General features: G+C 58.0%; 24 protein-coding genes. 19 read left to right on the forward strand and 5 right to left on the reverse strand.

From position 1 onward, the window contains the following. Window positions 1-74: 74 nt before the first annotated feature. From QMX97_RS06160 to QMX97_RS06170, 3 genes are read right to left on the reverse strand one after another with little or no spacing between them, the layout of a single operon-like run. Window positions 75-314 carry a hypothetical protein gene (locus QMX97_RS06160; protein WP_282396466.1) on the reverse strand — a complete coding sequence of 80 codons (240 nt, stop codon included), beginning with the start codon at window positions 312-314 and terminating at the stop codon, window positions 75-77. Between the two features lie 14 nt (window positions 315-328). Then, window positions 329-910 (reverse strand): DUF4236 domain-containing protein, encoded by a 582-nt coding sequence (locus tag QMX97_RS06165; protein WP_073842624.1) that lies wholly within the window; start codon window positions 908-910, stop codon window positions 329-331. Between the two features lie 20 nt (window positions 911-930). Beyond that, entirely contained in the window at window positions 931-1,662 is a 732-nt protein-coding gene (locus QMX97_RS06170; RefSeq protein WP_282396468.1) for a S24 family peptidase, read from the reverse strand. Window positions 1,663-1,761: 99 nt separating this feature from the next. On the opposite strand from QMX97_RS06170, the gene QMX97_RS06175 reads away from it, so the two are divergent. From QMX97_RS06175 to QMX97_RS06230, 12 genes are all read left to right on the forward strand, one after another. Next, entirely contained in the window at window positions 1,762-1,956 is a 195-nt protein-coding gene (locus tag QMX97_RS06175; protein WP_069557333.1) for a hypothetical protein, read from the forward strand. An 82-nt stretch (window positions 1,957-2,038) separates the two neighbouring features. Then, on the forward strand, window positions 2,039-2,461 hold the full coding sequence (locus QMX97_RS06180; protein WP_060766207.1) for a phage regulatory CII family protein: 423 nt from the start codon (window positions 2,039-2,041) through the stop codon (window positions 2,459-2,461). 68 nt (window positions 2,462-2,529) lie between these two features. Continuing rightward, window positions 2,530-3,231: a phage antirepressor KilAC domain-containing protein gene (locus tag QMX97_RS06185; RefSeq protein WP_282396472.1), complete on the forward strand. Its 702-nt coding sequence runs from the start codon at window positions 2,530-2,532 to the stop codon at window positions 3,229-3,231. Beyond that, window positions 3,231-3,983 (forward strand): DnaT-like ssDNA-binding domain-containing protein, encoded by a 753-nt coding sequence (locus tag QMX97_RS06190; protein ID WP_282396474.1) that lies wholly within the window; start codon window positions 3,231-3,233, stop codon window positions 3,981-3,983. The genes QMX97_RS06185 and QMX97_RS06190 overlap by 1 nt, the downstream gene beginning before the upstream one ends. After that, window positions 3,983-4,666 carry a replication protein P gene (locus tag QMX97_RS06195; protein WP_282396476.1) on the forward strand — a complete coding sequence of 228 codons (684 nt, stop codon included), beginning with the start codon at window positions 3,983-3,985 and terminating at the stop codon, window positions 4,664-4,666. Before QMX97_RS06190 ends, QMX97_RS06195 begins: the two co-directional genes overlap by 1 nt. Then, window positions 4,663-4,959 (forward strand): DUF1364 domain-containing protein, encoded by a 297-nt coding sequence (locus QMX97_RS06200; RefSeq protein ID WP_282396478.1) that lies wholly within the window; start codon window positions 4,663-4,665, stop codon window positions 4,957-4,959. The genes QMX97_RS06195 and QMX97_RS06200 overlap by 4 nt, the downstream gene beginning before the upstream one ends. Beyond that, window positions 4,956-5,360 (forward strand): hypothetical protein, encoded by a 405-nt coding sequence (locus QMX97_RS06205; RefSeq protein WP_282396480.1) that lies wholly within the window; start codon window positions 4,956-4,958, stop codon window positions 5,358-5,360. The genes QMX97_RS06200 and QMX97_RS06205 overlap by 4 nt, the downstream gene beginning before the upstream one ends. Beyond that, window positions 5,357-5,788, forward strand: coding sequence for a VRR-NUC domain-containing protein (locus tag QMX97_RS06210; protein WP_282396482.1), 432 nt, complete (start codon window positions 5,357-5,359; stop codon window positions 5,786-5,788). The genes QMX97_RS06205 and QMX97_RS06210 overlap by 4 nt, the downstream gene beginning before the upstream one ends. Further along, window positions 5,785-7,065: a site-specific integrase gene (locus QMX97_RS06215; RefSeq protein WP_282396484.1), complete on the forward strand. Its 1,281-nt coding sequence runs from the start codon at window positions 5,785-5,787 to the stop codon at window positions 7,063-7,065. The genes QMX97_RS06210 and QMX97_RS06215 overlap by 4 nt, the downstream gene beginning before the upstream one ends. Before the next feature lie 16 nt (window positions 7,066-7,081). Next, entirely contained in the window at window positions 7,082-7,282 is a 201-nt protein-coding gene (locus tag QMX97_RS06220) for a hypothetical protein (RefSeq protein ID WP_282396486.1), read from the forward strand. Continuing rightward, window positions 7,279-7,593: a hypothetical protein gene (locus QMX97_RS06225; protein ID WP_282396488.1), complete on the forward strand. Its 315-nt coding sequence runs from the start codon at window positions 7,279-7,281 to the stop codon at window positions 7,591-7,593. The genes QMX97_RS06220 and QMX97_RS06225 overlap by 4 nt, the downstream gene beginning before the upstream one ends. A gap of 3 nt (window positions 7,594-7,596) precedes the next feature. Further along, window positions 7,597-8,160, forward strand: a complete 564-nt coding sequence (locus QMX97_RS06230) for a hypothetical protein (RefSeq protein ID WP_282396490.1) — start codon at window positions 7,597-7,599, stop codon at window positions 8,158-8,160. A gap of 160 nt (window positions 8,161-8,320) precedes the next feature. Here the strand turns inward: QMX97_RS06230 and QMX97_RS06235 are convergent, their stop codons facing one another. After that, complete coding sequence (locus tag QMX97_RS06235; RefSeq protein ID WP_282396492.1) at window positions 8,321-8,560, reverse strand: hypothetical protein; 240 nt, start codon at window positions 8,558-8,560, stop codon at window positions 8,321-8,323. Between the two features lie 658 nt (window positions 8,561-9,218). Between QMX97_RS06235 and QMX97_RS06240 the strand changes: the two genes are divergently transcribed. The 3 genes from QMX97_RS06240 to QMX97_RS06250 are packed head-to-tail and all read left to right on the forward strand — an operon-like array spanning window position 9,219 to window position 10,079. Next, the gene (locus tag QMX97_RS06240) at window positions 9,219-9,545 is read left to right on the forward strand and encodes a phage holin, lambda family (protein WP_282396493.1); all 327 of its coding nucleotides are present in this window, start codon (window positions 9,219-9,221) and stop codon (window positions 9,543-9,545) included. Beyond that, complete coding sequence (locus QMX97_RS06245; protein ID WP_282396495.1) at window positions 9,542-9,931, forward strand: hypothetical protein; 390 nt, start codon at window positions 9,542-9,544, stop codon at window positions 9,929-9,931. The genes QMX97_RS06240 and QMX97_RS06245 overlap by 4 nt, the downstream gene beginning before the upstream one ends. Further along, window positions 9,894-10,079 (forward strand): hypothetical protein, encoded by a 186-nt coding sequence (locus tag QMX97_RS06250; protein ID WP_282396541.1) that lies wholly within the window; start codon window positions 9,894-9,896, stop codon window positions 10,077-10,079. The genes QMX97_RS06245 and QMX97_RS06250 overlap by 38 nt, the downstream gene beginning before the upstream one ends. Here the strand turns inward: QMX97_RS06250 and QMX97_RS06255 are convergent. Next, a complete protein-coding gene (locus QMX97_RS06255; protein WP_282396496.1) occupies window positions 10,067-10,273 on the reverse strand; it encodes a hypothetical protein in 207 nt (68 codons plus the stop codon). The two genes, QMX97_RS06250 and QMX97_RS06255, sit on opposite strands and share 13 nt — an antisense overlap. A gap of 188 nt (window positions 10,274-10,461) precedes the next feature. Between QMX97_RS06255 and QMX97_RS06260 the strand changes: the two genes are divergently transcribed. The 4 genes from QMX97_RS06260 (at window position 10,462) to QMX97_RS06275 (ending at window position 11,971) form a co-directional block, all read left to right on the forward strand. Next, on the forward strand, window positions 10,462-10,620 hold the full coding sequence (locus tag QMX97_RS06260; RefSeq protein ID WP_282396497.1) for a hypothetical protein: 159 nt from the start codon (window positions 10,462-10,464) through the stop codon (window positions 10,618-10,620). A gap of 183 nt (window positions 10,621-10,803) precedes the next feature. Continuing rightward, complete coding sequence (locus tag QMX97_RS06265) at window positions 10,804-11,208, forward strand: hypothetical protein (RefSeq protein WP_282396498.1); 405 nt, start codon at window positions 10,804-10,806, stop codon at window positions 11,206-11,208. Further along, window positions 11,201-11,455, forward strand: a complete 255-nt coding sequence (locus tag QMX97_RS06270) for a hypothetical protein (protein WP_282396499.1) — start codon at window positions 11,201-11,203, stop codon at window positions 11,453-11,455. The genes QMX97_RS06265 and QMX97_RS06270 overlap by 8 nt, the downstream gene beginning before the upstream one ends. 225 nt (window positions 11,456-11,680) lie before the next feature. Further along, window positions 11,681-11,971, forward strand: a complete 291-nt coding sequence (locus tag QMX97_RS06275) for an HNH endonuclease (protein WP_282396542.1) — start codon at window positions 11,681-11,683, stop codon at window positions 11,969-11,971. The last annotated feature ends 35 nt before the right edge of the window (window positions 11,972-12,006 follow it).

Here is a 12,006-nt window from a genome sequence, read left to right on the forward strand (position 1 = left end):
TGATGGGTAGCATGTTCTTGCTGATTTAATGATTTGTCAACCAGATTTCATTGCTAAAACTGGGATTTGTCAACCTAGGTGGCGCGCCCCCGCGCAATCCTTCCCGCCTTCACCTCATCCGCATATCCAGCCAGCCGATCCTCGTCCGCATGAAGCACCGTGCACATCTTCAGCACGGCCTGGGCGTCCGCCTCATTCCCGGCAAGGCTCAGTCGCTCTGCAATCCTCATCAGCTCTACGGCTGACCACTTGAGGTCTGAGGCAATGCCTTGGAGGTCGCGCTTAAGGTCTTGGTTGGGTTTAGTGAGGGACATTTATGGCTCCAAACTCAGTGCGCGGACTGCCATTCACCAGATTCCGCCTCGTACCTATCGAAAGTCTCTCTAAGTGCAACAATATCCAGCGGCGACTTCGGGGTAATCGAGCCAGGCTCCTCTGGAACAATTCCATCAGCCTCCATCAATTCGACGAGCTTTTTGCCGCGAGCAATGCCCACGTTCAGATGGCGAGCAACAAAAGCTGCGCTTAGGTGCTTCCCTGTTAGGGCTGCAATAACCGCTCTGCCGTACATAGGGTCGGCAGCGTAGCTGTCAGGATCCAGGTAGTTTTCCAGCCAGCCAGCGAATCTGCATTCAGAAAGAAGAATATCTAGATCAGCTATTGTTTGATCGGCGCTCGCGAGGACCTCCGCCACGGCTCGCTCATGCTCCTGCTCGTTGGCGGGCTCGCCGTTGATCAGATGGCTAGCTGATAGGCCTGTCCCTGGAAGGCCGGCAGTGACCCTCACTCCCTTCTTGCTATTGTTGACGCTCAGCCCTGGTGGACCAAACGAAAAGCTGAAACCGGACTTGCTGATGTTTAGCCAAACCCAGGGGAGTATTTGAATCCGCTTTTGAAATCTCATGCCCATTCACCACCTCCTTGTGGTCGTTATAGCTTGCGAGCATTCCAGACAAGCAGAACACGAGCCTGGATATGCACCTTGGCGAGCATATCGCCCTCGATCATGATTGCCGGGTACACCGGGTTATCTGAAATCATGCGCAGAGATCCGCCGGTCAGGCGTTGGAGCCTCTTGATGAAAAGCTCGCCCTCCAGCGTGAAGACGTAGATCGCGTCGGTACGTATTTCGGTTATTCCGCGATCCACCAGCAGGGCGTCACCGTTACGGAACGTGCCCTCCATGCTGTCACCGTCGCCATCAATGATGGCCAGGTTCTCTAGCTTGGAATACGACAAGCCCTGCGTCTTCAGCCAGTCGAGATGAACGGTAATATCCCTGATCACTTCGATGTGATCGGGCGGCACTCTTCCAGGCCCCATCGAACCAGCCACGTCAAGTTGTGGGATCGTGATGAAGCTGGAATCCTGCGACTTTCGGCGAGATTCGATCGGCACGACATTGCTCTCCTTGCTCGCAGGCTGCGCCTCACCATCCGACCCCTTGCGCATCGGCCCCTTTCCAGTAGCCAGCCACATCGGCATCACTTTCAGATAGTCGGCAGCGATCAAAAGATTCTGCCCCTCTATCGTCTTGGTTTTCCCTGAAATCCAGTCGTTTACAGACGGCGCGCGAATGCCGCAAGCGCGAGCCAGGGCGGCCTGCGTAACTTTTGGCGGGCCGGCCATCGCCAGTTTTAACCGTTCTTGAAGTGTCCTCATTAGGGGAGCCTAACACCAGGCATCTAAGGTATTCCTATTGACCTAAATAAAAGGTATGCCTAATATCCGTACCTATGCGAATAGCCGGAGAAATCAGGCATGAACCCAAATGAAATTATCGACGCTCTCGGCGGCACTTTCCGTGTCGCCGAGCTGTGTGAAGTACGACCTCCATCTGTAAGCGACTGGAGGAAGCACGGCATTCCAAGGGCGCGAATGATGTTTCTGCGCATTGCCAGGCCGGAGGTTTTCAAGGAGCTGGACGCCCAAGGCGCCAAGAAAACCGCCGCCTGACATCCCTGTCCGCCGTTCCATTGAGCAAATGATCGCCGCACCTGGCGTCCGCTACCACGGAAACAAATTTGAGGTTTTACGAATGGAAAATTTCTTGAGGGCTTGCCACACCACCATCAAGGAAAGCGGGGCAGAGGAGCTCGCGGGAAAAATGTGCATGGCGCATGTGAGCCTGCTACAGCGATCGAACCCAGACAACGCCGCGCACCACCTGACCATCGAGCATTTGTTTGGGGTCTTGCTGCACACCGGCGACATGCGTCCCTTGCTTGCACTGGCTGATCAATTCGGTTTCGACATGGTGTCGCGCGAGAAGCCGACTGCCAAACCACTGATGGTCGCGCTCGGTCATTTGTCCGCCGAGTGCGGTGATGTTGGTCGATTGATCTTCGATGCAGCCGCTGACAACCACATCAGCCAGCACGAGAAAGCCCAGGGCGAGAAAGCCATTCAGGAAGCAATCGAAGCGCTGCACATCCTGCGCGAATCGCTGAAGGCCGCCTGAATCGCAGGCATAAAAAAACCGCCTGGCAGGGCGGTCCTTTCAACAGCAATAAAACTTGTGGGGCCATTATGAACACACTCGTCGCTCCAAGCAATACCGTCACCATGTCGAGCCGGGAGATCGCCGACCTCACCGGCAAACAACACAAGGATGTCATCCGCGACATCCGCGTGATGCGTGACGCCCTGGCGAAGGATGGCGCAAATCTGCGCCATCTTCAGGAGCAGAAGGACGGACGGGGTTACACCGCCGAGTTCCAACTTGACCGACTGCTCACCGAGACGCTTCTGACCGGGTACAGCATCGCGCTTCGCCACCGTGTCGTGACACGCCTTGGAGAACTCGAAAACGTGTCGCGACACGCAGTATCAATGCCTTCCAACTTCGCCGAAGCCCTTCAACTCGCCGCTGATCAGGCCAAGCAGAACGCTTCGTTGCACCAGGTTATCCAGCAGCAGGCTCCCAAGGTTCAAGCCCTGGAGCTCTTGTCCGCCACCAACGGTTCAATTTGCATTACCTCGGCCGCCAAGCAGCTTGGCATCGGCCCGCTGAAGCTCTTCAAGTGGCTCAGCGACAACCGCTGGATCTATCGCCGCGCTGCGTTCTCGGCCTGGTCTGCGTATCAGCCCCGCCTCACCGCCGGCTTGCTTGAGCACAAGCTGGTCAAGGTCGGGAAGGGCGTCGAGGAAGACCTCAAGGTTGTCGAGCAGGTCATGGTCACCCGCAAAGGCATCACCCATCTCGCAACAGTCATGCAGGAGGCTTTGTAATGGCCGGCGACTGGATCAAATTCGAACTCACCACCTTGGACAAGCCAGAGGTCTGCCAGATTGCTGACCTTGCCGACATCGACCCTGATGCCGTCGTCGGAAAGCTGATGCGCGTGTGGGGATGGTTCGATCAACAAACTGAAAACGGTAACGCTCCGAGCGTTAGCAAAAAGTTACTGGATCGTCTGGTAGGCGTTACCGGTTTCTGCGAGCACATGAAATCGGTCGCTTGGATGATCGAGAGCGACGGTGTTATCAGCCTCCCTCATTTCGACCGGCACAACGGGAAGACCGCTAAAAACAGGCTTCTCACGGCAAAACGGGTGGCAAACCACAAAGCGAGTAACGGTAAAAGTAACGCTGTGAACGTTAGCGGTGCGTTACCTAAAGAAGAGAAGAGAAGAGAAGATCAAAACCCTCTCTCTGCGCATGAGCGTGTCGATCCTCGCATGCCCAGCGAGATGGCACTCGACTGGAATCCTGATGACAAGCTGCTGAAGACCTACTCGGTTCATTCTGGTGTAGCGATGGACCTATTCACCGAAGAGGCGCGCCGCGCATTCACTGCTCACTACGAGCCGCGCGGCCAAGTGAATACTCAGGCTGAGTGGGTGCAGATGCTGGTCAAGTGGGTGCTGAACGACAAGAACCGAGCGGCCGCCAACAACGTCACGCCCATTCGCCAGAGGCCAGCAGCTGCTTCGGACTTCGATGACGACAGCACCGACTGGCAAAACGGGGTGCAATCGTGATGAAACAGGTATCCGCCGTTACCCAGGGCCTTTGGGCCAACCCCGCAGCCGGTGAGTTCATCCCGAAAGATGAGGTCCAGGCTCCACAGGATGAAGGCCGCCGCCAGATGGCCGTGGCGATCAACGATCTCTTCACTGAGCTTCGCCTGATTCGTTCGGCGTGGCGTCAGGCATGGCCGGACAAGGAGACCTACCGCGCCGCCAAGGTCCAGTGGATGCAGGCATTCCTTGATGAAGGTATCCGCACACAGGGGCAGATCGAGTTCGGCATGATCAAAGCGCGCAAGCAGGTTTCCGATTTCATTCCGAGTCCAGGGCAGTTCATCGAGTGGTGCAAGCCAACCCCGGAAATGCTCGGCTTACCACCGCTGGCCACCGCTCACCGTGAGGCCGTGCGAAACGCGCATCCCGGAATGGCAGGGCAGGGCAAGTGGTCACACGATGCGGTCTGGCACACGGCCAAGGAATGCGGGTTCGAGAGCCTGAACAAGCTCGACGCCGCGCTGAGCCTGAAGCTGTTCGAGCGGAACTACACGATCACCATTCGCCGCTTGCTCGATGGCTTGCCGCTGCAGGCGATGCCAAAGGCGCTGCCCGCCAAGGTTGACGGGCGAATCACTCCCGAGGTGGGGAAGGGCGCTATTGCCGAGCTACGTGCCCGTCTTGCAGGTGGATCGCGATGAGCAAACTCACAAACGCCGCCCGCGATCGCGAATGCCAAGTTCGGTTTCCGGGCTGTTCGTGCGAACCGTCCACTACCGTCTTGGCTCACTACCGGCTGGCCGGAACCTGCGGAATGGGGATGAAACCCAACGACTTCCAGGCGGCCTGGGCCTGCGGCTACTGCCATGACGTTGCCGACGGTCGCTTGCGTGCACCCAACCAACTGACCCGCTATGAGGTCCGCCTCTTTCTCGCCGAGGGTGTCATGCGAACCCAGAACATCCTGATCAGCGAAGGGAAGGTGAAGCTTTGAAACTGAAAGACAACATAGAAATTCAGGCTGAGGCACTCAAACGCATCGGTTTCCCTCCCCGGATGGATGCGGCGTCGCTGACAACGTCAAACTTTTACCGGCTCCTTGAGCAGATGACTGTCCTCAAAGAGCGCGCCGGCCCCTGCGAGAACGTGGTGATCTGCAAGGACTGTTCAGCGGTGCACGACTGCCCATTTGGTGCGAGCCACGAAAACGCGTTCGATCACCGCCGGGTGTGTGGTTCATGCGGAAGCCGAACAGGCTTTCGTGATGTGGTCGGCCGCTGGGTTTCTTTCGCGGAAACATGGAAGCCTTGGACTTGGGGGAAGGGCTGCTGGGCATTCGATTTTTGCACCTCTCCCGGACATCAGCCGGATGGAAAAAAGGCGACTGCGCAATGAGGCCTTTCACTGTGAAGCCATTCAGCCCGAAGCCGGCGCGGGCCAAGGCCGTGGACCGGGAAGGCCTGGAGCAAGCAGCCCTGATCAAGGAAATCAGCCTGCGCTATCCGGCGGCCGCGAAGCTGATCTACCACGTCCCGAACGGTGGGCACCGGCACAAGCTGGTGGCGATCAAGCTGAAAGAGCAGGGCGTGAAGGCTGGCGTTCCTGACCTGGTGCTGCCCATGGCGCGCGGCGGTTACTTCGGACTGTACATCGAATTCAAGGCGACCGCGCCGCACGACGCCGCTGTATCCCCGGCCCAGGACGCATACCTGCAGGCACTGACCGATCAGGGTTACCTGGCCATTGTCTGCCGTGGGCACTTCGACGCTATTGAGGCAATCAGGGCCTACCTTCTTCAACCTCAAACCAAGGCCGCCGCATGACTCAGACAATGCTCACTTCGTTTACAGATGCGGAGATCCGGCGGCAGGCTGGTAATGCCCAGATCCGCGATCTGCGCGATGCTCGATACCCGGGCGTGTACTTCCGCTTCCATCGAAACCGCGATCGCGGCACGTGGTACCTGGTGTCTGGTGGCAAATGGGACAAGATTGCCGCGTTTCCTCAGCTGCCGGCGAAGGGGTTGATCGTCGCGTTGCCGAAGATCCGCGAGCGCCTGGCCGCCGATCCCAAAGCATCAGCCGCGGCCGGCACGTTGCAGACCGTTGGCGAGCTGCTGGACTGGTTCACCGCCCGCCAGGCCGTTGACCGCAGCCTGTCGTCCAAGCGCCGCTCTACCAACACCTCGATCATTTCCTGCCACCTGAAGCCGCGGCTCGCCGATATCGCCGTGGAAGACGTCGACCGTTCCACCCTCGATAAGCTGGTGATGTGGCCGATGCAGGCTGAAATGTCCCTGTCCTACGTCCGTCTGATGTGGGGAGTGTTGGTGGTCGCGTTCCGCCAGGCCGAGAAACTGCGCCTGATCACCGCCAACCCCATTGCCGGTTTCAAGTTCACTGACTTCACCAAGGCCCGAATCCAGCCCAAGCCGTCACGGTTGCGCGCCGTGCAGCTCGAGGAAGTGATCGGCGACCTGGCTGCCGGCTTCGACCAGCACCCACAGGACTGCATGCTGGCCCTGATGATGCTGTGCCACGGCACCCGCGCCGGCGAGACCAGGCAAGCGCAGTGGTCCCACTTCACGTTGGGTGAGCAGGGCGAGTGGTTCATTCCCACCGAGAACACCAAGACCCGCTGCGAGCATCACCTCCCACTCACCCACCAGGTGTGCGCGTTGCTGGAGCGGTACCGGGACTGGCAGTCGGCCAAGGGGTACAAGGGCACCTACGTGTTTCCTGCACGGGGGCGTGGGCCGATCAGTGACAGCCAGGCGTGCGCAGTGTTCGCCAGGCTCGGCAAAGGTGAGTGGACGAGCCACGACCTGCGCAAGGTAGCCCGAACCGGTTGGACGGACCTGGGTGTCGACTTCCTCATTGGCGAGATGCTGGTGAACCACACCATGACCCGCAACGTGCAGACCTATATCCACACCTCGGCCGAACTGCTCAAGCGCGAGGCCCTGAACAAGTGGCACGACTGGTTAGACGGGAAGGGTTTTAACCTGATTCACCGCTCGACCATGACTAGAAACGGAAATTCGCACAATGACGCCGATGCCTTGAATGGCGCGGCCTCTAGCCAAATCCAGAAACCATAAAAGGCGAGGTTTAAAAATGATGATTTTGCTCGATAAGGCATCCGGCCTCGCCGTGAATCCAGCCGAAGTCAGCTCAATGCGGTACGAGAACTGGAATGGAGGCAAGCACCTGGTGCTGACCATGCAAACCGGCAAAGAGCTTTCGGTGGAGCATTGGCCGCATGGTGATGGCCCAAACGTCTACCGCCTGCACGAGCAGCTGCTGGAGGCTCAATGAAGAAGTCCCACGGCCCAGCCTTCCGCCGCGAACTGAAATTCATCGTCGAGTGCAACATCTGTTTAGGAAAGGGCGAACTGCTCGGGCTTTTCCATTACCTCGAGTGCGATCACTGCCTGGGCTCTGGATGGGTCTGCGGTCATACACTCCAGACTCTTCCGTTGAGCGATGTGGTGCGGGTGCTGAACGCTCGCTTGAAAGACGCGCTCTCCGAGATCGCCAAGGATCGCCGCGTTATCGGCGGAGCCCACGAGCAATACGAACAGAACAACCGTCGCGGCGCCGGCGGATCGAACTACACAGGGGATTGATCGATGGGTATCTATAAAGACGTGATGGGCACCCTGGTACGCGTACTGGCCGCCGACAACATCGACAACAGCACGAAGCAGTCATGGCAGAAGCTGATCGACGCCGACCTTCGCCAGGGTGGCACCGGCAGCACGCTGTCAGTGCGTGACAAGTTCGATTACGACTGCTGCCTTTACGCGCTGCTTCACCGGCAGCTTGAGCCAGCTCAATGGGATGTGCTGGTGGCAAAGTACTCAACCCATAAGGCCAACAAGGTCGGGGCCATTGGCCGCCTCGTAGCTCGCATGGTTTCCCCGGCGCCTCAGCTGTTCATCTATAAGGCTCTGACTGCCTGGGCCATACCGAAGCTGAAAGGCGTGCAGGTCGGCAAGCGCTCCACCGACATGATCGTGCTGCCTCCCGAGTTCTACGACATGAACACCTGGGATCTGGCTGGCTCCCCGGAGCGCACTCGTCGCAACTGGCGAGGCGGAATCCACAAGCGTTTGGAGAAGCTCGAAGAGCAGGCCGTGATCCATGCGACCGAGATATTCGACAGCGAACAAATCTTTGTAGATGCCGCTTGACCCATTGGCCGACTGGCCGTAAATTAACCCGATCATGTCGATCTTGCGCGTTATGAGAGATGAACAAAAATTCTGAGCCCCACCACAGTGCAGGCCTCTTTCGTTTCTAGATGCCGATTTCGCAGCCTGCAGGTTCAGCGGTTCACGTTTGAGTTTTGACTCAGTGGCGCAAAGAGCGAATCAAGGTTTCGCCTGTTCGGGAGTTATGGAATGTCGTCTCGCTGAGCCTATTGGCATAGCCGTTGTCCATGATGCGATAGGATTTGGTTCCGTCTTCCCACTCTGTCGTGCCGCTTGAGATGCGACCGTTCTGCTGAGTCTCTTCAACGATTGTGTAGATTTTTCCTGCATCGTTTTGAACCTCAAACTGATCAGTTTCCAAGGTGCGTTTTACCCTCATCACGAGAATCTCCTAGTCAATAAGGCGCGCAAGATACCCTAGGGGGGGGGCGTATTGGACAGCGGCACTAGGAGGGTTGCGCTCTGAGCTGGGTGATCCTTCTAGGCGTATTGGCCGGTTCAATGTCATCGCCTCTTGCTTGTGTAGTGGCACTTAGGCATTATTGAGACTGCTTTCTCTGGTTAGCTCTCCATTCCCTCTCGCTTGGGAGCTGTTCCAGGGCTGGCAGACGGCCCGACCATGTGTTGGGCCTTTTTGATCCGATTGACCTGAGCCCCTATATTTGTGGCGGCTCTCTCAATCATAAGGATCCATAGATTTCCCTTTGTATCTAGTGATACGCCTGACCCTGCCTAGTGCGGGGTTTTTTTATGCCTTCGTTTTTGTGGGTAGACCATTGCCAGGGTGGTCCTTCGGGAAGGCCTGGACGCGGTATAGCCGGTAGTCGCGCGTGCTACAGAACACCCGCAATCAGCGTGCCCATGCTCCATTACCTCGCGGGTAGCGCTGATGGACCGAGGGGAAATACCCTCACACCTATTTCGAGCCTCGGCATATGTCGGGGCTTTTTTTGTTTTCGGCTCCACCACACCCGTTGCTATGGCCGGGAGTGCTGATGGGGCCGATCTATCACGCTCCCCGAAAGGGAGGACAGCGGATGAAACCTATGCCGGACAAGAACCCTGACTTCTGGGCGCAGGTGTGGCTCGTCCTCAGCACGCCGCTCTGGCAGGGCGCAATCATGGCGTTCACGATCACCTTGTTGCGTGTGCTCTATGAGGCCAAAGAGCCCAACAAGTGGCGGATCGTGTTCGAAGCCCTGATCTGCGGAGCCCTGAGCCTTTCGGCCAGCAGCATCATTGAATGGATGGAGTGGCCGCCCAGTCTTTCGGTTGCAGCCGGCGGTGCCATTGGTTTCATCGGCGTGACGGCGATCCGTGACCTGATCATCAGGTTCTTGGGCAGAAAGGCGGACTCAGCATGAAGGCGATCGCTGCGGCAATCATCATCGCGCTGGTCGGCATTCTGCTCGTCGGCATCCAGCAGTACCGGGTTATCGCCCTGCGCACCGAAGTGCAGTTTGAGGCGACCGAGAAAAAGAAAGCCGTCGACGCGAACGCTGAGAGCCAGGCCACCATCACCACGCTGCGCGCCGAGGCCCTTCGCAACGCCGCTTACACCGCTGACCTGGCCAAGCGAATCAAGGCCAGCGAGAAGAAAGCCGAGAAGGCGAGGAAAGACTTTGAAGAACTCAAGCGCAACAGTAAGCCTGTTCGTGATTGGGCTGCTCAGCCTCTGCCTGACGGCCTGCGCGGGAAGCCAGCCGCCGGTGGTGGTAAAGACAACAGCAGTAAGGCTCGAACCCCCTGAGCTGATCCCATGTGAGCGGATCGCTGAGAGCGAGGACGATCTCGCTCTGAATGGTGATCTATGGGCGTTGAAGGATAGGGCAGTGAACCTGCTGGACACCTGCGCAGACCAGGTGGACGCGCAGATCATGCGCAGTCAGAGTGAATAGCCTGCGCCTTGATCAATCGAACTGTCCTGCGTAGTGATCGAGAGACGGAAAGAATTCAGCTGTTGCGTATCAACGGCTAGGATTTCGAAATCGCTGACTACTTGAAGCTGTCGCTCGCTTAACTTGGTCGCGGGGTCTTCCTTTGCCTTGGTCATTCTCGAGTGGTTCATTGCGATTTCATTGAGAGTTGACACGTTACATCTCCGGTGGGCTGAACAAGCGTATCGCCGAGTTCCTGAACATTGTTTGGTTGCCATCGCGTCAGATTACCGACGCTCTGAAGCTACAGCGATCGACCTGCAATCCCTAAGCCAGACTTGGCTACCTATCTCGCGCCACGTTTTCGAATGCGTCAAATCGTGGCGTGGTATTGGAGCCGCGCATGGCCAACATCAGCCTTATCATCACCATCAAGCGCGCCTGGTGGGTAATGCCGTACATCTACGGCGTTCAACTGTTCAGTGATCTGACAGGCCTAGATCCCGATTACGACAAGGTAGCGGCCACCATCGCACGCGGCTTCACGGTGGTGATCAAGTGAAGAAGTCATGGCTGGTCACCACACCAGGCTATCCACCGTTCCCAATGATCATGCCGGAAGCCCACGACCACGCTGGAGCGCTGGCATTCGTCAGGGCTATCTGGCCTGACGCAACCGTCGAGTAGCCCGATGAGCCGCCAACGTCCACCCTTTCGCAACCCTTCAGCAAGTCCGGAGAGCGCAATGAGCCAACCCGATAACGTGCACGTCGTTGGTCGCAACTGGCGCGGCAAACCTGTGGAGTTCAGTGCTGAGGCTCGGCAGGCCATGGTCCTGCTCGAAGGCCTAACCAACAGCGGTGACCTGGCACTCATGCCGGATAAATACATGGGAAACCGGTTGATGTTCCGCCCTGCATGCTGCGCACCTACAGTTGAGACTGTCACCGCCACTCTGGGCGAAGTCGTCGGCCTCAGCCTTGATCCATTGGAGCAGGCCATTGAATCAACGGTACGCATGCTGCGCGACGAGCATCAGCAGATGGCGGAGACAGGTGCCAAGCAGGACACAACACTATGCAACCGGCTCGGCACTCACCTTGATGCGCTGCTGGCCATCCAGCTTGAGCGGATGACTTATCATGAGTAGCACCAAGGCAGAGACCGACTACTTCGCCCAGGACCACGTCCATACCGTCGATGATGGACGAGGCGCACGCGACGTGTATCTCGATGGTTTCAAGGTGAACCACGTCACCTTCGCTGACACCCAGCTTGGGCTGATCATTGCCCACCACGACCCGCTTGAGATTATCCCCGGAACAGAGCGCCTCGACAGCCATTACGCCTGGGGTGATGTACGGGTTGAGCCGAAGCTGGTTGACGTAGGTGAATAGTCAGAAGCCTCCATACCGCAACCCTCCACCTACTACTGAGTGGCCGGGCAGGTCTGCAGGTTATAAGCCGCCGCCTGAGCCGCCGGCTATGCGCGGCGGGTCAATGCCGCACGCAGATGGATTCGCAGTAATGCTGGTAGCCGCTGTTTTTCTGGCTGGTTTTGCGCTCGGCGCCAAGATGGTAGGAGGTTGGTGATGTCCCGACTTACGACGCTCAAGCCTCGAATGAATCAGGCTGAGGGCCGACAGTACGCAGCGCCGGTTGCTCCTGAGGCAGGAGGCGGCTGGGGTTCTGGCCGTGGCGGGCGCCCGTGGCGGCGCAAGCGAGAGTCGATTCTCTTGCGTGACAAATACACGTGTCAGTCCTGCGGCCTGGTCACTCTCGATCTAGAGGTTGACCACGTCATCAACATTGCCCAGGGCGGCACTGACGATGACGCCAACCTCCAGTCGCTTTGTGTCCCGTGCCACAAGACGAAGACTGCGGTGGAGTCGGCTGTTGGGGCGGGCTGTTAGGTCGGTCGTGCCGATGGCCCGGAAACCTGACCCAA

The sequence above is a fragment of the Pseudomonas sp. PS01298 genome (genome assembly GCF_029959745.1).
Lineage (GTDB): Bacteria > Pseudomonadota > Gammaproteobacteria > Pseudomonadales > Pseudomonadaceae > Aquipseudomonas > Aquipseudomonas aylmerensis.